Genomic DNA, 25,042 nt, shown 5'->3' with positions numbered 1-25,042 from the left:
TTAGTTTTGAAAGCGTTTTATCCGATGCCCAAAATGCGGAATATTGGATTGGTGCAGCTTCATTTACTAGCTTGGCTGATTTAGAAAATACCAACAATAAATACGCCCTGTTTGATGCCTTTCAAAATCAAAAGGTATTCTCTTACACCAAAAGAGTAAATAAAAATGGAGCAAATGATTATTTAGAATCTGGCTTTATGCGTGCTGATTTGGTTTTAAAAGATTATGTAAAACTATTACATCCTGATAGAGTAGATGATTCAACTACCACTTATTTTGAAGCGTTAAATCCTTGAAAAAAAACTCCTCATATAAAGCCATTGCCTTATTGATTCCATTACTCTTGGCATTAATGATTCTTTCTATCAGCTTAGGATCGGTTACTATTTCTTTTATGGATGTCCTAAAGATTTTAACCGGAACTGAAACTCAAAATACTGCACATTACAACATCCTGTATTCTTATAGATTACCCAAAACACTAACCTCAATTTTTGCAGGGGCTGCTTTAGGATTTGCAGGTTTGCAAATGCAAACACTATTTAGGAATCCATTAGCAGGTCCATTTGTATTAGGAATCAGCTCAGGTGCGAGTTTGGGTGTAGCACTATTGGTGTTATTGGGTGTGGGCGTAAATGGTGCTTTAGCTTATTGGGGCATGGCCATTTCCTCTACTATAGGTTCATTGGCTGTGCTTTTAATGGTAGTGTTGGTTTCTATACGGTTAAAAGACAGCATGTCATTACTATTAGTAGGTTTGATGTTCGGAGCTTTTACCTCAGCTATCGTAAGTGTAATGCAATATTTTAGTACAGCAGAGGATATTCAAAACTTCCTTTTTTGGACTTTTGGTGCCACTGGAAATTTAAGCTGGGCAGAATTACAAATATTTATCCCCACAATAATCATTGGAATTTCATTAGGCTATTGGCAAGCAAAACCACTTAATGCACTTTTAATGGGGGAAAATTATGCCCAGAGTATGGGCCTCAGAATTAAAAATGTAAGACTATTTCTGGTGATTTCTACTAGCATTTTAGCTGGTATAGTTACTGCTTTCTGCGGACCTATAGCATTTTTAGGTTTAGCAGTTCCACACATCAGCAGGATATTATTTAAGACTTCGAATCATTTTGTTCTAATTCCTGCTACCTTGCTTCTAGGTGCTTGTTTATTAATAATTTGTGACATCATTGCCCAGGTTCCATTTTCTGATTTAATATTGCCAATCAATGCTGTAACTTCATTATTTGGCGCTCCAGTCGTGATTTGGTTGATTTTGAGAAGAAAAAACATCAGTAAAAACTTTGGATAATTTAACGGACATATTGACCACCGCTGATTTATCCATTGGCTACAAAAATGGGAAGTCTGAAAACATCCTTATGGAAGGCCTTAATCTCCACATTCCAAAGGGTAAATTAATTGCTCTTTTGGGTGCAAATGGAGTGGGTAAAAGCACTCTAATCAGAACCTTAGCAAACTTGCAGAAAGCAATACATGGAAAGGTCTTTTTAAAAGAAAAAGAAATTAAGGAATATGGAGCAAAGGAATTTGCCAGACAGGTAAGTTTAGTATTAACAGATCCTGTTCAAAGTGGTAATTTAAATGTTATGGAACTTGTAGAAATGGGACGCTACCCATTTACTAATTGGACAGGTAAACTCATGACCTCTGACCTTGAAAAAGTTGAAACTGCCATTCAATTATGTGCCATCGCCTATTTAAAAGACGCCAACATCACCGAAATCAGTGACGGCCAACTTCAAAAAGCGATGATAGCCAGAGCACTTGCCCAAGATGGAGACCTAATGTTACTTGATGAGCCTACTGTTCATTTGGATGCGAATAATCGGTATACGATTTTAGAACTCTTAAGAAATTTAGTGGACGAAACCCAGAAGTCAATCTTGATCAGTACACATCAAGTAGAAATCGCGCTTAAAATGGCAGATCAAATTTGGTTAGCCAATTGTGGAGAGAATATTAAATATGGAACACCAAAAGAATTAATTGAAAATGGCGATATTGAAAGGGCTTTTCCATATTTAAAGAAATTGGAGTTGTAGAATTAATAACTCATTACGATTAAGAGTAATTTTTAAATCTGTAAAAGTTACATCTGTTATTTATATCCAATAAATCTAAAAAAAATCCAAAAATAATCTGTAATTTTGCTTTCTTATTACTATCAACTTAACCGTGAGCAATTTTTTTAAAAGGAGTATAAAAATAAGCGAAGAAAAGGATTTTCTTAAAGTTGTAAGTCAAGGTGAGCGCACTCAATTCGGCCTGGTATTACAAAATGCTGAGAAAATTCACAATGCTATTCAAGAATCTGAGAAAAAATTAGTCCTTTTAGACTATCGATTAACGGTTTTCAAAATGCCTCATAATGAAGCTTTTAATTTGCTAAAAGTTTTTGAACTTAAATTGACTGAATTTAGAGAAGTAAGAATGGCTGCTATCATCAATCCTAGAACTGAAGAGATCGGAAGCTTTTGGGCTTCGATCTGTCGTAAAAGAGGTTTTGATTACCAAATTTTTCAGGATGAAGGGGAAGCCAAAAGGTGGCTTTTAGCTGAAAATTAAGCAGGCTGACATTCTTTACAAATACCATTCATGGTATAACTGATACTATTTAATTGATACCCATTTTCTAATTCCACATCCGGTATTTTTACATCTTCCAAACAATAGGTTTGATGACACTCCTCACAAATAAAATGGGCATGTTTATCTTGATGAACGTGTTCGGGACAACTATCCGAGCAAATAGCATAACGCATATTTCCATTAGGGTCAGGAGTTTGGTGTAAAATACCATTTTCTTCAAAAGAATTTAAAGCTCTGTAGATTGTCACTCTATCATGACTAGATTTTAAATCTTTCTCAATATCGTTTACTGATAAAGCATGCTTGGAACCCATGAAAATTTGAAGCATTTCTAATCGAATCTGCGTTTTACGCAATCCGTTAGATTTTAAAATATTTTCTGCTTTAAATGTAGCTTCCATTGCTTTTTTTCTCTTTCTCAAATATCGGTAATTTTAAAGAGAATTCAAATTAACGCAATACATTTGCCTTAACTGCTTAATCAACAGCTTCACCCTGTAGTTGTTTCTGATATAGCTCCTTGTAAGGCCCATCTTTATCGAGCAGTTCTTGCTCGGTACCTTGCTGCACAATCACTCCATCATCCAAAACGATGATATAATTCGCTAATTTTGCTGAACTTACTCTATGGGAGATAATTACGCTTGTTCTATCTTCCATTATTTTCTTTAAGGCATTCAGAATGGCATTTTCTGTTTTGGTATCCACTGCGGATAATGCATCATCCAAAATCATGATTTTTGGTTCTCGGGCAATGGCTCTGGCAATAGAAACACGTTGTTTCTGCCCCCCTGACAAAGTAATTCCTCTTTCGCCCAATTCTGTATCATAACCTTTAGGAAAATCAAGAATGTTATTATGCAAATCAGCATCTTTGGAAGCTTTCAACATTTGCTCTTCGCTTAAACCTGTACTTCCAAAAGTGATGTTGTTTCTAATAGAATCAGAGAATAAAAAGACATCTTGAGGTACGTAGCCAATCTGGCTTCTAAGGTTTTCAACCTTATAATCAGCAATAGGGACATCATCAATAGTAATTTTTCCTGCTGTCGGATCGTACATCCGGGTAATCAAATTGGCAATCGTACTTTTCCCAGAGCCCGTAGTCCCAATGACAGCTAAAGTTTCTCCTTTCTTAACAGAAAAACTCACATCTTTCAATGCTTTAATACCGCTATCGGGATAAGTAAAGCTTACTTTATCAAAAACAATTTCTCCTATTATATCTTTTTCTAAGTTTTTATCAGAAACAATTTCTGTTTCAGTACTTAAAAATTCATTAATACGTTTTTGAGAAGCTGCAGCTCTTTGAATAATACTAGTTACCCAACCCACTGAGGTTACAGGCCAGGTCAGCAGATTTACATAAATGATAAACTCGGCTATGTTACCAGCGCTTACCGCTCCATTCATCACTTCCACTCCACCGATATAAACTACCAAAATAACACTTAAACCTACCATACCCATTATCAATGGGAAAAATAAAGCTTGTATAAAGGTTAATTTCAGTGCTCTGAATTTATAGTTATTGGTTTCCTTGGTAAAATTCTGAAGTGAATCTTCTTCCCTTACGAAAGATTTCAAAACCCTGATACCGGAAAAGGCTTCTTGTACTAGAGTGGAAAGTTGAGATTGGCTAATTTGAATTTCTTCTGATCTTTTATTGATTAAATTATTTACAAAATAAATGCTTATTGATAAGAAAGGTAAGGGTATTAATGAATACCAAGTTAAAGTGGCATTTACGGAAAACATTATAGGAATCACAATGCAGAAAAGCGTAATGAGATTGACCGTATACATAATAGCTGGCCCTAAATACATTCTCACTTTACTTACATCCTCTGATATCCTGTTCATGATATCACCCGTATTATTCCTTCTGTAAAAACTTAAAGGTAATTTCTGATAATGATTATAAATCTCATTTTTCAAATCATATTCTATATGGCGGGACATTACAATAATTGTCTGTCGCACTAAAAACAGAAATAAGCCCCTACCTAATGCCAAAAGAATTATAAGACCTCCATAAATTAAAATAGCTGAAGAGAAGATTTCATAGTAGTTGGATTGCAAATCGAAATTTTCGAACATGCGATACATTTCAATATTTTCTTTCACCAAATTGAAAGCATAACGCACTACCTGAGCGGGAAATACTGCAAAAAAATTGGACACAATCATAAAAAGAATGCCCAGTAATAGCAGATATTTATACTTTAAAAGATATTTATTTAGATGCTTTAATTCTTTCACAAAAATAGAACGTTTGATGAAGTAGATGGTTCAAAGCAAAAATTCAAACCATATAGAATCAAGAATTTGAATTACAAATATACAATTCCACATACGGAATGAATTCCTTTTAAGGGATATTTAATGAATTTATCGAAAAAATTTCTAATCAATAGTCATCTAACAAATATTGTTTTAAAGCCCCAAACAAAATTAAATTTCAAATATCGCGAGCTTTGAAAATTATCATTTCGCTCATAAAGGATTCAACTCTTGAATTATTAGATTTATACAATTTTTAAAACAATTGATTTGCAGTAAAAATAAAGTTATTTTTGCATCGATATTTCCCAAAAGTAGGGAAAAGGAAACGACAAACGACATTAAATTAATTCCAAAATGGTTGAATTAAATGAAAAAGAAGCCCAAAAAACATTTTCAGCATTTGATACAATAGCTGAAATGGGGCATGAACAAGTAGTTTATTGCTTTGATAAACCCACAGGTCTTAAAGCCATAATCGCCATTCACAATACCATTTTAGGTCCTGCATTAGGTGGGACTAGAATGTGGACCTACAATAATGACCAGGAAGCTTTAATAGATGTACTCCGATTATCCAGAGGGATGACATACAAAGCTGCTATTTCAGGACTCAATTTAGGAGGAGGAAAAGCAGTGATTATTGGCGATCCAAAAAAATTAAAAAATGAAGCTTTTTTAAGAAGATTCGGGAGATTTGTAGATAGCTTAAGCGGTAGATACATCACTGCAGAAGATATGAACATGAATACTTCTGATATGGTGCATATCTCCTATGAAACCAAAAACGTAATGGGATTGCCAGAATCTATGAAAGGAAGTGGTGATCCTTCTCCAGTTACGGCATATGGCGTTTATATGGGCTTGAAAGCAACTGTAAATAAAGCTTACGGGATTGATAGTCTTCAAGGAAAGAAAATCTCAGTTCAAGGCGTTGGGCAAGTGGGTCACTATTTGGTAGATTATCTTATTGAAGAAGGTGCTCAGGTTACTATTACAGATATTAACGAAAGCAATATCAAAAGAGTGACGGATAAGCATGACGTAACAGTAGTGCAGCCTGAAATGATTTATGATGTTGATGCTGACATCTATGCTCCTTGTGCAATGGGTGCTACTATTAATGATGATACAATCCAAAGATTGAAGGCCAACGTAATTGTAGGTGCTGCCAACAATCAATTAGCTGATGAAAAGAGGCATGGAAAAATGTTACAGGAAAAAGGCATCTTTTATGCTCCTGACTTCTTGGTAAATGCAGGTGGAATCATTAATATCTTCCCTGAACTAATGAAGAATTACAATAAGCCATTGGCTTTGGAACAAACAGAGAAGATTTATGACAAATGTCTTGAAATATTGAATAAAGCTGAAGCTGAAGGAAAAACTTCTCATCAGGCTGCTATCGAAATCGCAGATAAGCGAATGGCAGACATGGGTAAGGTGAAATTAGCTTACTAAGTTTTGAATTATTAATTTTGCAAGGAAGGTAGGCAACTACCTTCCTTATTTATTTTATTATCGTTCTTTTTATTACTGATTATGCTGAACAGAAGGTCCTTACGAATAAAAGTTATGCAAGCGCTTTATGCGGTTCAAAAATGTGAAGAAGCAAATTTTGAGCTCGCACAAGACCACATTGAAGATATCTTCACTCCAGATTTGAATTCAATGGAAGTACAAGACAGAGCTCTTCTTAAGCAAAATGCGAAAACCGCTAAGAAAGTTTTTAAATCTAATTACCAATCACATCAAATAAAAGAAGAGCAGGATAGTAATCCTGAAATTCGCTCAGCAGTCAGTGACGCCATCAATCTTTTTCAAACTAATGTAAAAAAAGATGTCTCTTTTGTAAAAAAAGATATGCTGGAGGCCGTTAATACGCTTTTAGAAAACTACTACCTTTCATTAAAACTTTTAATAGAATTCTCAGACTTAGCAAAAGAAGATGTTGAAAAGCGGGAAAAAAGATTGTCAGAAAGTGGTAAACAGGTATTTAAAAGTGAATTAAATCTATTTCATAATAAAGGCATCAAGATTCTAAAAGAGGATGATGCATTACAAAGTGAGTTTATTCGCTTTGGCACCAGTTGGGAAGATGATATGTTGGATGTTCAGGAATGGTACAGGGACTTCTTGAAAAAAGCAGATTTCTACAAAGAATACATACTAAAAAATGAGCCAAGCTTTGAAGAGGATGTTGAAGTGCTCAACCAAATTTGCCGTCAATTAATATTGAAAAATGAAGCGATTACCAACTTCATGGCAGAAAGAGATTTATATTGGGAAGAAAATAAATCAGCATTAAAATCAATGTTGAAAAAGAGCATCAAATCTCTGGATGAAATGACGCAACACATTGAACTGATTGAGCTCTCGGCAAATTGGGAAGATGATAGCGAATTTTTCAAAGAATTATTTCAACAAACTATCCTTCATGATGAAGAATATGAAAAGTTGATTTCCGAATTTGCTCAAAACTGGGCAACTGACAGGATAGCAGCGGTAGATATGATTATTCTGAAAATGGCCGTAGCTGAAATGCTCAATTTCCCAAGTATCCCTGTAAAAGTGACAATTAATGAGTATATTGAGCTTTCTAAAAATTATAGTACTCAAAAAAGTAAGCAATTTGTAAACGGCTTATTAGATAAAATTTCAATAAGCTTAGAAAAAGAAGATAGGATCAAAAAAAGTGGAAGAGGTTTGATTGATAACAAATAACTTCAAAGTCCTATTTGCGTAAAATCCAAAAAACTTTAATTGTACATTTGAATCATTTTTTTTGTGCAGTATATTTACAGCTAAAGGAAAAAAACTATGAGTAAAGGAGGAAGTAACTTATTTGCATTTTTAGCAGGAGCAGCTGCAGGAGCAATTGTAGGAATTTTATATGCACCTGATACGGGTGAGAATACCAGAGATAAACTTAGCTATCGATTAGGGAAATATAAAGAAATGTTGGAAGATCTCTTAAACGATATTGCGGATGGTGAAGACTTAGGTTTGAGCACTGCGAGAAGTGACGGAGAAAAAGTAGTAAACTCTGCAAAAGAGAAAGCCGAGCAATTACTAACCGATGTTGATGCTTTATTAGGCCAGATCAAAAATAAGGAAGAAAAATCAAAATAAATTTAAATTAAACAATATAAATCTCAATTATGAAAAGCGTAATATATGCAGTTTTAGCAATAGGATTGCTATCACTTGGAGCTTGTACAGGTGATTTAGAAAAACGAGTGACCGATTTGGAAAGAAGAGTTGCTGCACTTGAAGGTAATGGTGGCAGTACTGCAACCAATCCATCAGTTCAAACAGCTACTCAAAACAAACCACAAGTTCAAAACAATACCCCAAAAGAAAAGCCAGAAGGCCCTTTACCAAAGATGGAATTTTCTGAAAAAGTTCATGATTTTGGTAGAATTACAGAAGGCGATGTGGTAACAAAAGTGTTCACATTCAAAAACACAGGAGAAGCGCCTTTAATTATATCTGATGCTACTTCTTCTTGCGGATGCACTGTGCCATCTTATACAGATAAGCCAATTGCTCCAGGTGAAGAAGGAGAACTTGAAGTGAAATATAATTCTAGAGGTAAAAAGAATCAGGATAATAAAGTAGTGAGAATTACTGCTAACACTTGGCCTGCAACTAATAATATAACAATCAAAGCATTTGTAGAGCCTAAAGCAGACAATACAGGTGCGGGACCCGTAAAACAATAATAATTAAATGATACAATTTATTTTAGCACAAGCTACTACAGGTGATGATAGCGCTTGGATGAGCCAATTACTTTTATTTGGCGGTATAATTTTAGTATTTTATTTCTTCATGATTCGCCCGCAGCAAAAAAAGCAGAAAGATCAAAAGAAATTTATTGCTGAGATAAAAAAAGGTGATGCAGTAGTGACCATTGGTGGATTGCACGGAAAAGTTTATCAAGTGGAAGAAGATAAAATCATTTTAGAAATCGATAAAGGAACAAAAATGATTTTTGAAAAGTCTGCGGTTTCATTAGAGCAAAGTAAAAAACTTCAAGAAAAATAAATTATTGAAGCACTTTGAAAAAATAGGAGATTGGTTGAGCAATATATTCTTGCCTGAATCAAACGATACTATTAAAGTGGTAGTCTTGTGTGTAGTCACAGCTACCACTTTTTGGTTTTTCAATGCGCTTAATGATAATTACTCCACTAGAATTACTTACCCTATTAAATTTACCTTTCCGGATTCATCGTTGGTAGTCGTAAATGAATTACCAAAAAAAGTAAGCATAAATGTAAGCGGAGGTGGATGGAATTTATTAAGAAAAACTTTTTGGTTTACCATTACGCCCGTTGAGGTTCCTTTAGAAGATCCCGTAAGTCAAAATTACATATTAGGCAATTCACTCTACACGCTGATTGCTGATCAAATGACAGAAATTCAATTGAATTATGTCGAGAATGATACTCTTAGAATTGAAATAGATTCTATTAGAACAATAAAATCTAAATTATCAGTTGATAGTTCTAAAATAGATTTAGAACAGAATTTCAGAATTATTTCTGCTATCCAAAAGTCACATGATTCTGCTACTTTTTCAGGGCCTGAAAGATTCATCAAAAAAGTTCCCAAAGAAGTATTTATAGAAATTGATAAGGAAAATATATCAAGTAATTACTCAGAAGAAATTTATTTACCCACTTTCGGATCTAGTTTGGTAAACCGGAATCCGGTAGAGGTTAAAATTAGTTTTGAGGTCGCTAAATTTATCAAGCAGGAACTCATGTTGCCATTTGAAAAAATAAATGCCCCAGAAGACTCTAACGCTTATATTTTTAAAGATAGTTTGGCAAGAATATCATTTAGAATTCAAGAAAAACTAGCAGGAAATTATAATTTAGACAGCATCCGATTGGTAGTTGATTATGATCGAATAAATGAAGCAGATTCTACTGTCAAGCCCATCATTAAATCACTTCCTGAACAGCTAAAGGAGAGAGAAATTAAAATTGATTCTATTAATTTCCAATACATTAAGCCATGAAAAAATTAGGGATTACAGGCGGAATTGGAGCAGGTAAAAGTTTAATCTGTGACGTATTTCAACTCCTGGGAATCCCTAATTATCCTGCCGATTATAGAGCCAAATGGCTTCAATCAAACGACCCAGAACTAAAAGCTAAAATAGCAAATCACTTTGGAGATGATGCTTATTTTGAAAATGGTGATCTCAATAGAGATTATTTGAGTAAAGAAGTTTTTGGTGATGATAAAAAATTAAAACTGCTTAATAGCTTAGTGCATCCTGCTGTAGGCAAAGATTTTGAAAACTGGTGCGAACAACATTCTGATAAACCCTATATTTTAAAAGAAGCAGCTCTTTTATTTGAAACGGGTTCTTATAAACAGTTAGATGCCACCATCAATGTTCACGCAAATCAAGAACTCAGACTTAAAAGAACCTTGGAAAGAGATCCACAAAGAACCAAAGAAAGTGTATTATCTATCATGAAAAAACAGATGTCAGATGAGAAGCGGATGGAATTAGCTGATTATGTGATCTATAATGATGAAAGTAAATCAGTTATTCGGCAGGTGATGGAGTTGCATGAGGAGTTGGTAATTTAAATAAACGAATTACTAATTCTATGATTTTGCTTAAGAATTACTAATTCTGAAGAACTATAGTTGAATTAAACTTCACCTTTAATTCGAATTGTCTTGCCAATAGCAATATGGCCAATATAGAAAACCCAAGGTTTGTAATCATTTGTAAACCAAAAGTTTAACCCATTTTTCAATATTAATTAGTATCTTGTATTGTTATCAATGATATAGGAAATTATGATAGTGAAAGCAAAACAAGTTGTACCTACCATCAATGATTTGATTCAAGAATTAAAATCAAAATTCTCTGATTACACTTATTCGACTCTTCATTCTAAACCACAAAAAATTATAATCATTCGGAAATCTATCTTAGTTGGAGCACAAGTAACAGTTCGCGATAATGAGATTACAGTGCATGCATGCTATCCTAATGTTCTTTTCTCATCCTTAATGACGCTGCTAACTTCCTGCTGCGTTTTTCCTGCTAACTCATGGACTGATTTTGAAATAAAAATATCAGACTTCTTAAAAAAGAAATATAACAACTAAATTTATTAAGATTTAAAAGGATAGCACACTATCATATAAAAGATATGTTCACTTTGGACGATACCTCCATTTATTGAAGCCTGAAATAGTGGATGAAATATAAGCAGGAGTTTTACCATGAACTATTTATTTCTTCTCAAGTATCTAATCAGAAAAAAAGCCATTGTCCCAAAAGTTACAGCGATAAGTATAAATATCCCTACCTGAAAAACAGTATCGCTAATGTTAGCATCCTCAGTTTTTTGGCTATTACTGTTTTCATCAGGAATTTCCTTGATTTTTCCTTTAGGGCTTTCAGCAATTTCCTGACTGTTAACTCCCGAAGTGGAAACTTCCGATGATGATTCAGAACGGATATAAGCCAGTACATCCAGTTTATCTTCTGTATTGATGAAATCAAATCCAGGCATTATAAAATTATAGTTCGAAATAAGGTAATTGCTGTAATTATCGCCAGTTTTAACAACTTCAAGTGGATCATTGATAAATTCCAACAACCACGTGAGTGGTCTTCTTTTGGAAATCCCGGCTAAAGCAGGTCCTATTTTAGTTTCACAAATTTCATGGCCCATAGCACAATTAACTATAAAAAGCTTTTCTCCATTTTTAACAGAAGCCTTTACCAACTCAGGAAAGAAAGATTGAGAATTATCTTGGGCTTGAGCAAAAAATATTAAACAAAATGAAAAAAGTATAGAGGTTAAAGATTTAATAAGCATACTGTATATACTTGTTTAATTTCACTAAGGTTTTAGTATACTAAAATTAAACACCCATCGAAAAGAAAAATAAAAAGCCTTTTGAAATGGTCTAACATATTTATACAAATAAAAATAATTATTATTATATTAGAACTTCTATGAAGACTTTATTCCCCCTACTCATATTTAGTTTATTAAGCACAATTTCCTTTGCGCAAAATACGGACAGTTTAGAAAATTTATTAACCGAAGATATCAGCTCGTCTGAAAAGAAAAATATTCTTATTCAACTCTGTGAGGGGTATAAGGACTCAAATCCAAATGCAATGCGCTTGTATGCTGAAGAGCTCATTACAATATCCCAAAACGACACCACTAGCAATTCTTATGCATGGGCTCAATACTATTTAGGAGATTACTATTACCTGATAGATGATTTTGATAATACCGAAAAATATTTCCAATCTGCCTATGATATATTTCAAAATAGGGAAAATTCAATTGGAGCTTTAAAATCGGCTACTTCCTTAGCTAATATCTATTTTTTCCGTGATCGATATAAAACGGCTTTAAATTTTGCTGAATCCGGTTTAGATTTAGCTTACGAGGTAAATGATAAAGCTGCGCAATCTAACTTATTAGCCCTCATATGTGACATTTATACCTATATGGAGCGCTATAATTTAGCTATTCAGCATTGTGTTCAATCTTTAAAAATTAAGGAGGAGATGGAAATTAAGAAGGGTAAGGAAATTACTCTCAATACCATCGGTTTGATATATCAAGAGTTAGGCACTTATGAAAAAGCAAAAGAATACCTTTTTGATGCGCTGGTATTAGCAAAAGAAAATGGAGAGCCTTATAATATAGCCACTACCCACAGTAATATTGGAAATTATTACTTAGCCACTAGCAATGTCGAAAGTGCCTTAGAAAGCTTTAGAAGTGCCATGAAAATAGATTCGGCAAGCCAGGATAAAACGGGCTTAGCTTACTCATTTTTTGACATTGGAAAAGTTTATCTCTCAAAAAATGAAAATGATAAGGCACTCACTAATTTTAGAAAAGCCAAAAAACTAGCAAAAGAACAAAACATGCCCGAATTACAAGCTCGTATAGGACTTGAAATTGGAGAAATTTCTATTGCTAGATCAGAATACCAAAATGCTATACAAGAACTTAAAAATAGTGTTACAATTGCCCAGAAAATCAATTCCTCCGGAATATTAAAAGACACTTATCAAAAACTATCAAAGCTATATGATAAAATGGGCGATAAAAACAATGCTTTAATTTACATGAAGCTTTTCATGTTGGAATCAGAAAGAAAATTCAAAGAAGAGAACATCCGCTCTATCGCAGAAATTGAAACCCTTTACAATATCGAGAAAAAAGAAAAAGAAATTGACTTATTGAAAAAAGATAATGCCATAAAAGAGCTACAAGCAGAAAAGCGTAGTTTTTTTATTATCACTTTAAGTATAGGGCTTCTTTTATTATTAATTCTCATCATAATTCTCTACAACAGAAACAAGCTTAAAAACAGAGCTAATCAAGCATTAAATGAACAAAACATTGCCATAAAGGAACAAAAGCAGGAGATCGAAACTCAAAAAGAAGAATTAGCAGAAACGAGCAGTAAACTTTCCGATAAAAACAGACAGATAACGGACAGCATCATTTATGCTAAACAGATTCAAGATTCTTTACTTCCTCAGCTTCCGACAATAAAAAAAGTGTTGCCTGAGTCCTTCATATTTTTCAGACCTAGAGATATTGTAAGTGGCGATTTTTATTGGTTTGCCCAGATAGAAAACAAAATTGCAATAGCATTGGTAGATTGTACCGGACATGGTGTACCTGGTGCATTTATGACAATTCTAGCCAATTCATTATTGAATCAAATAGTAATTGAAACTGGTATTACCTCCCCTGATTTGATCGTTTCCCTTTTAGATCAGAAAATCCAACAAAACTTGCATCAACAACAATTAGAAAACGCCAACACTGATGGATTGGATATCGGACTTGTTTTAATTGATCGTAAAAGCAAAAAGATTGAATATACAGGAGCTAAAGTCCCCCTTTATGTTTATCAAAATAATAAATTAGAAATTATTAAACCTAATAGAAACAGTGTTGGAAGTACTCAACAAACTGATAAATCTTTCGGCAAACAGGAAGTAAATTTTACGGAAGAATGTATAATTTATATGGCTTCAGATGGCTTTCAAGATCAATTTGGAGGCAAAGAAAATAAAAAATACATGAAAAGTAATTTTCGTAAATTGCTAGCAGAGAATGCCGTGAAAACCATTAAAGAGCAACAAGATTACATTGAGAATGAGTTCATTAAATGGAGAGGAAGCAATCCGCAAACAGATGATGTCTTGCTTATAGGTTTTAAATTGAAATAATGAATTTTAGAAGTTACAGAAAGTTAATTTATTACTTGTTGGCCTTTTTAGGTGTCTACTTTTTTTTGGTGTTTAATTTACTAGAATTCGAATTACTTTCTGAAGAAGGAAGAATAGATAATCTTTCAGATGCTTTTTGGTATTCTATTGTAACCTTAACCACAGTAGGTTATGGAGATATGGTACCAACATCTACCGGGGGGCGTGCAATTGGATACATCTTTATTTTTCTGAGTTTAGGTGTTTATGGACTTCTAATTGGTCAAATTTCAACTATCATGGCAAATATTAAAGAAAATAGAAAATTAGGTATGTACGGAACAAATTTTGAAGACCATATAGTGGTTATAGGTTGGACTCAATTTGGCAAAACAGTTATTGACCAACTCATTAAAGCCGGAAGAAAAGTGGCTATAGTGACAAGAAATAGAGAAAATATCGATCTTTTAAAAGAACTATATCAAAATAGAAATCTTTTCATTCTCTACTCAGATTATGAAAATTTAGAGCTCTTAGAAAAGGTCAATATCCGAAAATCCAATACTGTTTTTATTAACCTGGAGGACGATACTGAAAAACTGGTTTACATATTGAACCTTAAAAAGGAATATGAGGGATTAAATTATACGGTAACTCTAGAGAACTCCAATCTAAAACAAACATTCCTGAGTGCCGGAGTAACCCATGCTATTTCACGAAACGAAATCGCCAGTAGATTATTAGCCAGCTATATGTTCGAGCCAGATGTTGCTCTTTTTTCTGAAGAAATTTTAGCCTATCCAACAACTGATCAGGAATATGACATCAAGCAATTCAAAGTAATGGAAAACAATCCTTATAATGGACAAGAATATGATAAAGCTTTCTTTGACTTGAAAAAAAATGAAAATGTGATTCTAATGGGCTTAGTTAGGATTGAAGAGGGTAAAAGAGTTTTATATAAAAACCCTTCGGATAACTTTAAAATTAAAACCGATGATTATTTAATCATGATGATGAACCAAAAAACTCAAAAAATAATAAAAAAAGTGTTTGGTTTGGAAGAAGGAGTATAGGGAAAATATTCACTCATCAATTTCATAAAACTCATAATCTTTACCCTTACCATAGGCTGTCAACTCACTTAAATTAAATTCCTCCAAAGTAGTCAAGTCTTTACATTCAAAATCTTTATAGCCTGTAGCTTTAGTCACTCTAAATTCATGAACCTCACCATAATTTATTAGGTAATAATCTTTCCCCACGCGAACCGTTTCAATTGATATTGACATTTAATAAGCCTTGATTAGAAATAAAGATAGAAATCTATTTGATTTTCAATAATATTGATTAAAATTTTCACCCTTCAAAAACTAGTAGAGCATAATTCCAATCAAATACTTTTAGAAATTTCATTCCTAAGAACTGGCAAAATTATATTAAGTTTCAATAATTTATAAAAATGTAGCGGATATTATATTTCTATTGAGGCATTTTTCCTTTTTGATTTCTCCCAAACTGCTGACTGTTTACCCTTGAGCAACCTTATAAAACCTTGATAAACCGACAGATTCATAAAAGAAAAATAAAATGGCAATAATACAATCTTGGGTATTCTTTCCTTGCCTTCTGTGTAGGCTCCTATTATAGCTATTAAGTAAAATACAGTTTGCAGGCCTAAAATTATATAATAAATACCTCCAAATTGAATTACCAAATAAATATTTAAAATAAAAACTATACTTAAACTTAATGGCGTAAGTGACCATCTCAGCATTCTATGAGATACGTATTGAAAACTAAGCCAACCATACTTAAATATATTTAGCAATGGTAAGAATATTAAAATAGATTGAATTCCTCCAGCAGCTATTCTAACCTTCCTTTTTCGTTCTTCAGCAATAGACTCAGAACCAGATTCAATTGCATAGGCATCGGGTTCATAAACCACTTTAAAACCTGCTTGAGCAATTTTCATGGAGACATAAAAATCTTCTATTAAAATACCATCTGGAACAACAGGCATCAGTTCTCTTCGTACGGAAAATAATTCTCCTGCAGCCCCAACTACAGTATGGAGTTCTGAATCCCATTTTTTTAATGCGGATTCATATTTCCAATATGCTCCTTCTCCACTTCCAGCTGCATCCCTATCATCATTGGACTTAACTCTTTTTTCACCGGCTACAGCTCCAACTTTTTCATTCTTATAATGCCTAGCTATGTTTAAAATTGAATCTGAATTCAAAAAAGTATTGGCATCACAGAAAATAAGAATAGGTGACTTCATAAAGGGTAGTATTCTATTAATTGCCGCATTTTTACCCTTTCGCTCCTCAGAATGAAATAATTGTATATCCTTATACTCATCAATTATTCTTTCACTTCCATCTGAAGTGCCATCAGTTACAAAGCAAATATTTAACTTCTCAGAAGGATAATTGAGGTTTAAAGTATTCTCAATTTTTTCTCTAATGATTTCACCTTCATTATAACAAGCAATAACCAAATTCACCGCTGGCATTTCATTTTCAGTATAGAAATTTTTGCTTTTAGTATTAAATAGTCTCTTGATTTTTATCAAACCATAAAGTAAAATAGGATAGCCTAAATACGTGTAAGATATTAAGACAATTCCTATCAAAAAAATAACCTCCATATAGTTTTTGTTTTTAATTTTGACATGAAAACAGATTATTTCTCTATTTTCAATAAAGATGAAATAAAATATACGTAAAAACTAATTAAAAGATATATGTAAGTTTTCAATATTTTTTTAACCAAAATAAAATATCATACGTATACAATACTGAACTATCTATACTTGATATTGTAAAATATTTTTATGTCCTCATTCAATTTTTTTAATCGATGCTTTTTATACCTTTTTATTTTTAGTGTTCCCCTCCTAAAATCAAATATCGCTTCAGGACAAAGTAATCCTGTGTTTCAAAGTAGTCCGGTAGTGACCGCTACTTTTGGTAGTTTATACCAATATAACATCATTGTCTATGATGATGACGGAGACAATATAGACGTGGTTTTACAATCGGGTAACCTACCAGATGGAATCAACTTAAGTAAAGACAAAGGAAGTTTTTTACTTGAAGGCACGCCTGAAGAGGCAGGAGATTTCCCTATTACATTAGAAGTTTATAAGAATAAAGACCCAAGCTATAACAATCAACAAAGCTTTACAATAGGAGTCAGCAAAACCACTCTTTCCGTAACTGCAGATAATCAAAATATTGTATATGGTGATGCAATTCCTACTCTTGCTATTAGCTACTCTGGTTTTGTTGAAGGTGATGAAGAAGATGATCTTGAAACCATTCCAATCGCCAGTACAACTGCTGATGCAAATAGCAGTGTTGGCAATTACCCCATAAATGTATCCGGGGGCGTTTCTGATAATTATGACTTTACATACACAACAGGAAACTTAAATATTGCAAAAGCAGATCAAACCATCACTTTCGATGAAATCCTCGATAAAACTTATGGTGATCAAGACTTTGCTCTCTCTGCCAGCAGTGATACTGGTCTACCTATCACCTTTACAGTACTTTCTGGTCCTGCTTCTATATCCGGTAATATACTTACAATTAATGGCACTGGAACTGTTACCGTTGAAGCCAGCCAAGATGGAGATACTAATCACGAGCCTGCAACGCCTGTGAATAGAAGTTTCTCGGTATCCAAAGCAACACTTTCTGTTACGGCAGATGATCAAAGCATTGTTTATGGAGACGCTATCCCTACGCTGACCATCAGCTACTCAGGATTCATAAACAGTGAAAATGAATCCAATTTAATTACTGCCCCTACCGCAAGTACTACTGCAGATGAAAATAGCAGCGCTGGAGATTATCCCATTACAGCTTCTGGTGGAGTGTCTGATAATTACGCTTTTGTTTACATTATTGGGACTTTAAGCATTAGCAATGTCAATCAAACCATCACTTTTGATGAAATTCTCGATAAAACTTATGGCGATCAAGAATTTGCACTTTCTGCCAGTAGTGACAGTGGTCTACCCATCACCTTTACTGTGCTTTCTGGTTCTGCGTCTATATCCGGTAATATACTTACAATTAATGGCGCTGGAACTGTTACCGTTGAGGCCAGTCAAGATGGAGATGCTAATTATGACCCTGCAACGCCTGTGAATAGAAGTTTCTCGATATCCAAAACAACGCTTTCTGTTACGGCCGATGATCAAAGCATTGTTTATGGAGATGCTCTTCCGAGCCTCACCCTTAGCTATGCAGGTTTTGTAAATAATGAAAATGAATCCGACTTAATTACTGCCCCTACCGCCAGTACTACTGCAGATGAAAATAGCAGCGCTGGAGATTATCCCATTACAGCTTCTGGTGGAGTGTCTGATAATTACGCTTTTGTTTACATTAATGGGACTTTAAGCATTAGCAATGTCAATCAAACCATCACTTTCGATGAAATTCCCGATAAAACTTATGGCGATCAAGAATTTGCACTTTCTGCCAGTAGTGACAGTGGTCTACCCATCACCTTTACTGTGCTTTCTGGTCCTGCTTCTATATCCGGTAATATACTTACAATTAATGGCGCTGGAACTGTTACCGTTGAAGCCAGCCAAGATGGAGATGCTAATTACGACCCTGCCACACCAGTGAACAGAAGTTTTGAGATATTAAAAGCCGAAGCAGGCATCACCATATCAAACACTTTACAAAATTTTGATGGAAGCCCAAAAGAAGTAACCATTAGCACACAACCCGAAGGATTAAATTATAATACCACTTACAATGAAAGCAGCACTCTACCTACAAGTGCCGGCACTTATTCAGTTGAAATTAATATAGTAGAAGATAATTATTCTGGTCAATTAATTTCGGAATTAATAATCAATTCTGCTCCAACAACAAGTGGTATTCCTGATCAGCAAGTGGTAGAAAACAGTAATCCTATCCAGCTTGATTTATTGAATTATTTTGATGATTTAGAAGATGAAGATTCTCAATTAACTTTTGAAGTCGTTAATAATACAAATCCAGCATTATTTACACAAATCGCATTAACGAATACTATCTTAGAGCTAATTTTTGAAGCAAGCACCAATGGAATAAGTACTTTAACCATTAGATGCACTGACTCAAATGGAATGTTTGTTGAGGATGAATTTGAGGTAGAGGTAACTCCCCCCGACCAAAGACCTCCATTTTTCACCAGTACACCAGTCAATGAAGTTTTACAAAATGAAGTATATGAGTATTTCATAACTACCGAGGATAATGACACAGGAGATGAACTAAGCATCTCAAATAATATTTCCCTTCCAGCCTGGTTAACTTTGGCTGATAATGAAGACGGAACAGCCTTATTATCAGGCACACCAACTAATAATAATATTGGAGTTTATGGCATTGCTTTGAGGGTAAGTGATGATAAAGGGAATACTGCCGATCAATTTTTTGATATTGAAGTAATTGATGTAAACGACCCTCCAACCTTTATTTCCTCCCCAATTACAACTGCAGAAGAAAATCAACTGTACGAATACAGCATAGATGTTGAGGATGTTGACCTTAATGATATTGTTGTAATCAATGTTGTACAAAAACCAAACTGGCTAAATTTTGATGGCGAAACTTTACTTAGCGGGACACCTGTTCTGACAGATGTTGGAAATAGCCCTTTCAATGTTGAAATTATAGCAACCGACCTTGCAGGAGCAACGGATACTCAATCATTTCAAATAGCAGTTACTTTGGAAAATTTACCTCCAACATTAGACCCCATAATAGATCCTGCAGCAATCAATGAAGATTCAGAACAAACTTTTACCATCAATTTGACCGGCATAACTGATGGAGGTGAAAACAATCAGAATATCAGTTTAGAGGTATCCACAGATTTACCCAATCTATTTGAGGAACTATATATTAATTATCAATCGCCCAATAGCACAGGCGAATTAGTCTATAAAATACTACCGGACTCATTCGGAATCGCTACTGTAAGTGTACGGGTAGAAGACGATGGCTCAGGTTCCAGTAATTTCGTTGAAAACTCTTTACAAATAGAGGTTATTGCGGTAAATGATATTCCCATTTTTGTATCTAGCCCCATAGAAAGAATTCAAGCTAATACAAATTATAGATACGATATAGAGACTAATGATGTTGATCCGGACGATGAATTAACAATAAGGAAAACTTTAGGCCCTGATTGGTTAGTATTAGTGGATAATGGAGATGGAACTGCAGTACTTGAAGGGGAAGTTCCATCAAACGCGACAAATGAAGAAGTTTCGATTACTGTATCCGATTTACAAAATGCAAGCAGTACACAATCCTTCACACTGCTATTAAACGAAAGCCCTGTTGTCAGTGACTTCACAGTTCAAACTGAGGAAAACGTCCCTTATCAATTTATAAATTCAGTTTTTATTGATAATTATACAGATGCCGAAGACGATCAAATAAATGAAATAAAATTATATTTTTCCAGAGGACGGCTTCAGTTAGGCGGTTCAGAAATCAGTTCAGGCGATCCTATCAGTTTTAATGAAAATTTAGACTTACAATTCACTCCTCCACAGGGCTTATATGGAGATATAAATTTAGAGTGGTCTGCTAGTGATGGATTTGTGCATTCTGAGACTGCCAATATCTTAATGGTAGTTGATACTGTAAATGATAAACCCATCTTATCGAATATAGAAAATACTACTTTAGAATTTATTCAAGGATCTGGACCTATTCAAATAACTGAAACTATTACGGTATCCGATATTGATAATTTAACTATGGATACTGTATGGATACAGATAATTGAAAACTATAATTCAACTGAGGATAGGTTATTTTTAAATGATATAGACCTCATTGATATTGAATATGATTATGATCGAAATTCAGGATTGCTGCTAATTACAGGGAATGCTTCAAAATCTGATTATGATTTGATTTTGCGGTCGGTCAATTATCAAAACATCAATTCACTTTCCAATGACACAAGACCTAAAAACATCAGCTTTATAATCAGTGATGGCGAAAATCAAAGTGAGCCCATAAGCAGGGAAATTCTATTATCCAGCGTACTTCCTGAGTTAGACTTTGTTAATGCTTTTACCCCTGATGGCAATAGCGTAAATGACACATGGGATTTCAAAAATTTAAACGCCTTTGAGCAAGTTAACATTTCTGTCTATAATTCCAGAGGAATAATGGTATATCATTGCACAACCAATAATTGTGAATGGGATGGGAATTTCAACCAGAAAAAACTACCACCAGGCACTTACTTTTATCTAATCAAATTAAATAATGGCAGAAGAAAATATGAGGGAAATGTTACGATACTTCGATAAAATTCATAAAATAAAAACCGTTTCTTTACTTATAATTGGTTTTATATGTATTGCTGAAAGGGTACGTTCCCAAGATGTTTTATCTCGAACGCAAATATTCCATGCTATTGAATGGCAAAGTCCTGCTATGGCAGGAATCCAAAATAATATGTCTGCAGATATTATGTACCGCCAGGCATTAAATGGATATGGGAGTAACTCTGGTTATATTCAAGCAGGTTTCTTCTATCCTATCCAAAAAATTAAAGGGAATAATGCCAGCAACTCATCTTTTGCCATTAGCAATTCTAATAAGGCTGCTGAATTTTATAATTCCAAAAGAGCAAGAAGAAAACAGGGTGTAGGCCTTCAACTTAACTCAATGAGGCTTGGTCCATTAGATAGGACCGAAATAAAAGGCTTTTATGCCTATCATTTACCCGTTAATGCCAGATTTAATTTAAGCTTGGGAAGTGCTATAAAATTCCAACAAAATATAATTGATTATAATAATTTGAATGTTAGAGATAAAGCGAATGATGATTTATACCAAAGATTAATCAATACAAATTCTGGAAGACAATCAAACGTTCAATTGGATTTAAGTATGGCTTATTATAGCAATAAATTATATCTAAGTTTTGTGACAAATTCAATTATATCGCATTCATTTCGAGAGAGTGAAATGTCCGCATATATGAATGACGGCATGAATTTTAGTTTGATGGCTGGTTATAAATGGGCATTGAATTCTGAATTAAGCCTTTTACCTAACGTAGAAATAAATTACTTTACTACAACTGGCGAACAATACAAATCCTCATTAAGGTTAAAATACAAGGAATTGATTTACATCGGAATGGGAATGCATCACCAATTAAAATGGGCGGGTCTGTTCGGAGTAAATGTACCGGGTAATTTCTTCATTAATTATTCCTACGACTATTATACCGGCTTCATCCAAGAGTATTCTAATGGTGTCCATGAGGTAAGCTTGAGCTTTCTGTTTAAGAATATAAATTCATCGACTCCCTATACATGGTAAAAAAACTATTCATTTACTTTTTAGGATTTAATTTTCTTTTAATTAGCTCCTTGTGTTTTGCTCAAAAACAAGTGGAATCAGTTATTAAATTATCTGAATCCATTAATTCGACAGCAGAAGATATCCTACCATTATTAAGCCCAAGTGGTGATAGCCTGTTTTTTGCAAGGGTATTTCATGAGGCAAATAATGGAGGGAAATATAGTGGGTCAGATATTTGGCTTAGCATATTTGATGTAAGTACTAATAGTTGGGGAAAAGCATCAAATCAGCTGAGAAACTGGAATGATAAAAACAATAATTTTATAATTGGCATCAACTCAAAAGAACAATACATATATCAAAACAATGCCAAAAACCCTCAAAAAGGCATCCAATTTGTAAAAAGTAAAAGCACATATTGGACAAACCCACAAAATATTTCCATAGCTGGAATTCCTAATTCAGGCTATCAAGGAATATATGTGAGCACCGACTACAGTGTTATTCTATTAGTTATGAATGATAAGAAAGGCGTTGGAAAGGAAGATTTATATGTGAGTACAAAAGACAACCAAGAAAATTGGGCAGAACCAGTAAATTTAGGCACCACCATAAACACCTCGGAATCAGAAATTTCCCCCTTTTTGTCGGTAGACAAAAAGACGTTATATTTTGCCAGTAAAGGGCATGGCGGATATGGGGATATGGATATTTTTATGTCTAAAAGATTATATAATAACTGGACGGTTTGGAGCAAACCGCAAAACATCGGAAAAGAAATCAACTCAAAACAATTTGATGGGTATTATAGCGAATATGGGGACAGCATAGCATTTTTCAGTAGTAATCGAGAGGGTGAGTTAAGCGATATCTATCAAGTAAATTTCAAAAAAGATGGAAAGACATTTAATAGTAATCGGATCATTCCTATTAGCAGCACACAGCAAAAAGCAAATAGGACCTATCTAAATGAGCGTGAAATAAGCTGGGAGCTTGATAACGACAAAAATTTTATGTTTGAGATGTATCTGAATGAATCTGTAAATGGAATTAGCAAAATAAAAGAGCAATTAGGGCTTTTAGCAGAGAAGCTTAAAAGTCAGCCAGATTTAAAAGTGGCATTTGAGATTATTCCATTAGCAAATATTCCATCTGATGTATTGGTCATTCAATCCAATAAAATAATGGCAGAAATATTTTCTTTACTCATATCCAAAGGCGTTAATCATTCCAATTTAGCATATGACGGAATAGAATTAAGTAACACCAATTTACAGGGAGATAAGCAAAAAGTGAGGATAATCCCTTCGTTTTTTAGGTAGTGATACTGCTGTTTTATTCATTTAATTCTGTACTTATATTTTTACTGCTAACAGGAGCAAATTCATGACCAAACATTCTGGGGCCTGATTCACCTTGTCCAAATTCATGTTGGTCTTCCCTTGTTCTGTTTTACGTATTACAGTTAGTCCAATACCTGCACCTTCTGCAAATTTTCCCTGAGTCAGATTAACATCTTATCTCCGCTCTTTAAAAAAGTCTGACAATTGTTTCATTAAATGCATTTAGATATAATATTATTCGAATACGCAACATTATATGCAATTAGATATAATTTGGCGGTAAATTCTAATATCATTTGCTTTCGTATATAGGAAAGAATTAAAAAAAGGCCTAAATGAGCTTTAGAGATATAATCAACGCTTCGGTTTACCAATAAGGGTTTGTAGTACTCACTGGCATCTGATTCGCTCAATGTTCTACATCTTTTTTATATTTTTCTTGACAATTCTGTCGTTTTTTTGTCCTGATGTATATTTTATTAAAGCGCAAAATAAATAATAGCACATCCAAAAAGTATTGAGAATGGTGCTGTCAATCTAATATATGTTGGTGTTAGAATATCAGCACACCACAGAGCATACTTATGATGAATTCTTCGAGGTACCAGATAAAGAACCAGAGAAGTTCCTATCATAAACCAGCCAAAAATTCTAAAAATTTCAGGATACTTTGATAATTCTGAATATAGAATCAACCCTGCTGCAGGAATTATTCGAATAGTTATCTCAGAGTAGTTGATAAGGTTGGTACTTCCTGCCTTTCTCAAATACTCTCTTGCATTTGCTGGACTCAAAAGCATTAATAAACCAACACTAATGAGGAAAACACCGAAAAGAATCACAATATATTTGGCTATGAGTATCATAATATATTTTCTTTGAATTTCTATGCGTCATTTAGATGATGTAAAACGCCCAGATATAGCATGTGCCTCTGGACTCAATTAATAACTACAATCTAGCATATTTACAGATGAGTTTCAAGTAGCTACTTAGAGGCATATACTATATCGTTTGTTGTTCTTTCGTCTTTATGCATACACCATTTCTCCATTGTATTTGTTCCGGTATTCGAGTGGAGTCAAACCAGCATATCGCTTAAATAGTGTTCTGAAAGTTTTGTTGTCATTGTAACCGAAATCAATCATTACTTGAAGAACATGTCGAAGAGCTTAGTTTCTTAATTTTGATTG

22 protein-coding genes and 1 pseudogene are annotated in these 25,042 nt (G+C 33.9%); 17 read left to right on the top strand and 6 right to left on the bottom strand.

The genetic code is table 11. The features are described from left to right. The 4 genes and pseudogenes from Q0L29_RS09335 to Q0L29_RS09320 form a co-directional block, all read left to right on the top strand. Positions 1-296, top strand: a pseudogene (locus Q0L29_RS09335) (hypothetical protein); the annotation flags it as partial. Continuing rightward, the gene (locus tag Q0L29_RS09330) at positions 293-1,315 is read left to right on the top strand and encodes an iron ABC transporter permease (protein ID WP_296621083.1); all 1,023 of its coding nucleotides are present in this window, start codon (positions 293-295) and stop codon (positions 1,313-1,315) included. The pseudogene Q0L29_RS09335 and the gene Q0L29_RS09330, both read left to right, overlap by 4 nt. Then, entirely contained in the window at positions 1,308-2,069 is a 762-nt protein-coding gene (locus Q0L29_RS09325; RefSeq protein ID WP_296621081.1) for an ABC transporter ATP-binding protein, read from the top strand. Before Q0L29_RS09330 ends, Q0L29_RS09325 begins: the two co-directional genes overlap by 8 nt. A 133-nt stretch (positions 2,070-2,202) precedes the next feature. Beyond that, positions 2,203-2,592: a hypothetical protein gene (locus Q0L29_RS09320; RefSeq protein WP_296621079.1), complete on the top strand. Its 390-nt coding sequence runs from the start codon at positions 2,203-2,205 to the stop codon at positions 2,590-2,592. Here Q0L29_RS09320 and Q0L29_RS09315 read toward each other — a convergent pair. Then, on the bottom strand, positions 2,589-3,038 hold the full coding sequence (locus tag Q0L29_RS09315) for a Fur family transcriptional regulator (protein ID WP_296621078.1): 450 nt from the start codon (positions 3,036-3,038) through the stop codon (positions 2,589-2,591). The two genes, Q0L29_RS09320 and Q0L29_RS09315, sit on opposite strands and share 4 nt — an antisense overlap. A 55-nt stretch (positions 3,039-3,093) precedes the next feature. Beyond that, positions 3,094-4,878, bottom strand: coding sequence for an ABC transporter ATP-binding protein (locus Q0L29_RS09310; protein ID WP_296621077.1), 1,785 nt, complete (start codon positions 4,876-4,878; stop codon positions 3,094-3,096). Between the two features lie 378 nt (positions 4,879-5,256). On the opposite strand from Q0L29_RS09310, the gene Q0L29_RS09305 reads away from it, so the two are divergent. The 8 genes from Q0L29_RS09305 (at position 5,257) to Q0L29_RS09270 (ending at position 11,046) form a co-directional block, all read left to right on the top strand. Further along, entirely contained in the window at positions 5,257-6,360 is a 1,104-nt protein-coding gene (locus tag Q0L29_RS09305) for a Glu/Leu/Phe/Val dehydrogenase (RefSeq protein ID WP_296621075.1), read from the top strand. A 114-nt stretch (positions 6,361-6,474) separates the two neighbouring features. After that, a complete protein-coding gene (nusB, locus tag Q0L29_RS09300) occupies positions 6,475-7,623 on the top strand; it encodes a transcription antitermination factor NusB (protein WP_296621073.1) in 1,149 nt (382 codons plus the stop codon). Positions 7,624-7,719: 96 nt separating this feature from the next. After that, positions 7,720-8,031 carry a YtxH domain-containing protein gene (locus tag Q0L29_RS09295; protein WP_296621072.1) on the top strand — a complete coding sequence of 104 codons (312 nt, stop codon included), beginning with the start codon at positions 7,720-7,722 and terminating at the stop codon, positions 8,029-8,031. 29 nt (positions 8,032-8,060) lie between these two features. After that, positions 8,061-8,624 (top strand): DUF1573 domain-containing protein, encoded by a 564-nt coding sequence (locus tag Q0L29_RS09290; protein WP_296621071.1) that lies wholly within the window; start codon positions 8,061-8,063, stop codon positions 8,622-8,624. 7 nt (positions 8,625-8,631) lie between these two features. Continuing rightward, entirely contained in the window at positions 8,632-8,949 is a 318-nt protein-coding gene (gene yajC, locus Q0L29_RS09285; protein ID WP_085518890.1) for a preprotein translocase subunit YajC, read from the top strand. 4 nt (positions 8,950-8,953) lie between these two features. Beyond that, positions 8,954-9,931 (top strand): hypothetical protein, encoded by a 978-nt coding sequence (locus Q0L29_RS09280; RefSeq protein ID WP_296621070.1) that lies wholly within the window; start codon positions 8,954-8,956, stop codon positions 9,929-9,931. Further along, the gene (gene coaE / locus Q0L29_RS09275) at positions 9,928-10,515 is read left to right on the top strand and encodes a dephospho-CoA kinase (protein WP_296621069.1); all 588 of its coding nucleotides are present in this window, start codon (positions 9,928-9,930) and stop codon (positions 10,513-10,515) included. Before Q0L29_RS09280 ends, coaE begins: the two co-directional genes overlap by 4 nt. Positions 10,516-10,731: 216 nt before the next feature. Further along, entirely contained in the window at positions 10,732-11,046 is a 315-nt protein-coding gene (locus Q0L29_RS09270) for a hypothetical protein (RefSeq protein WP_296621068.1), read from the top strand. A gap of 122 nt (positions 11,047-11,168) precedes the next feature. Here Q0L29_RS09270 and Q0L29_RS09265 read toward each other — a convergent pair whose 3' ends face one another. Next, positions 11,169-11,765 (bottom strand): cytochrome c, encoded by a 597-nt coding sequence (locus Q0L29_RS09265; RefSeq protein ID WP_296621067.1) that lies wholly within the window; start codon positions 11,763-11,765, stop codon positions 11,169-11,171. Between the two features lie 140 nt (positions 11,766-11,905). On the opposite strand from Q0L29_RS09265, the gene Q0L29_RS09260 reads away from it, so the two are divergent. Beyond that, a complete protein-coding gene (locus Q0L29_RS09260; protein ID WP_296621066.1) occupies positions 11,906-14,164 on the top strand; it encodes a tetratricopeptide repeat protein in 2,259 nt (752 codons plus the stop codon). Next, entirely contained in the window at positions 14,164-15,219 is a 1,056-nt protein-coding gene (locus tag Q0L29_RS09255; RefSeq protein WP_296621065.1) for a TrkA family potassium uptake protein, read from the top strand. Before Q0L29_RS09260 ends, Q0L29_RS09255 begins: the two co-directional genes overlap by 1 nt. Before the next feature lie 9 nt (positions 15,220-15,228). Here Q0L29_RS09255 and Q0L29_RS09250 read toward each other — a convergent pair whose 3' ends face one another. Both Q0L29_RS09250 and Q0L29_RS09245 read right to left on the bottom strand, forming a co-directional pair. Next, positions 15,229-15,435 carry a hypothetical protein gene (locus Q0L29_RS09250; protein ID WP_296621064.1) on the bottom strand — a complete coding sequence of 69 codons (207 nt, stop codon included), beginning with the start codon at positions 15,433-15,435 and terminating at the stop codon, positions 15,229-15,231. Positions 15,436-15,617: 182 nt separating this feature from the next. Next, a complete protein-coding gene (locus Q0L29_RS09245; protein WP_296621062.1) occupies positions 15,618-16,802 on the bottom strand; it encodes a glycosyltransferase family 2 protein in 1,185 nt (394 codons plus the stop codon). A 186-nt stretch (positions 16,803-16,988) separates the two neighbouring features. On the opposite strand from Q0L29_RS09245, the gene Q0L29_RS09240 reads away from it, so the two are divergent. The 3 genes from Q0L29_RS09240 (at position 16,989) to Q0L29_RS09230 (ending at position 23,828) form a co-directional block, all read left to right on the top strand. Further along, entirely contained in the window at positions 16,989-21,500 is a 4,512-nt protein-coding gene (locus Q0L29_RS09240) for an MBG domain-containing protein (RefSeq protein ID WP_296621061.1), read from the top strand. Continuing rightward, entirely contained in the window at positions 21,457-22,524 is a 1,068-nt protein-coding gene (locus Q0L29_RS09235; protein WP_296621060.1) for a PorP/SprF family type IX secretion system membrane protein, read from the top strand. Before Q0L29_RS09240 ends, Q0L29_RS09235 begins: the two co-directional genes overlap by 44 nt. Positions 22,525-22,595: 71 nt before the next feature. Next, on the top strand, positions 22,596-23,828 hold the full coding sequence (locus Q0L29_RS09230; RefSeq protein ID WP_296621058.1) for a hypothetical protein: 1,233 nt from the start codon (positions 22,596-22,598) through the stop codon (positions 23,826-23,828). 500 nt (positions 23,829-24,328) lie between these two features. On the opposite strand, the gene Q0L29_RS09225 is transcribed toward Q0L29_RS09230, so the two are convergent. Continuing rightward, complete coding sequence (locus Q0L29_RS09225) at positions 24,329-24,715, bottom strand: hypothetical protein (RefSeq protein ID WP_296621056.1); 387 nt, start codon at positions 24,713-24,715, stop codon at positions 24,329-24,331. Positions 24,716-25,042 lie beyond the last annotated feature (327 nt).

Source organism: Marivirga sp., from assembly GCF_024636815.1.
Classification (GTDB): Bacteria; Bacteroidota; Bacteroidia; order Cytophagales; family Cyclobacteriaceae; genus Marivirga.
This window is presented reverse-complemented; position numbering and strand designations above follow the sequence as displayed.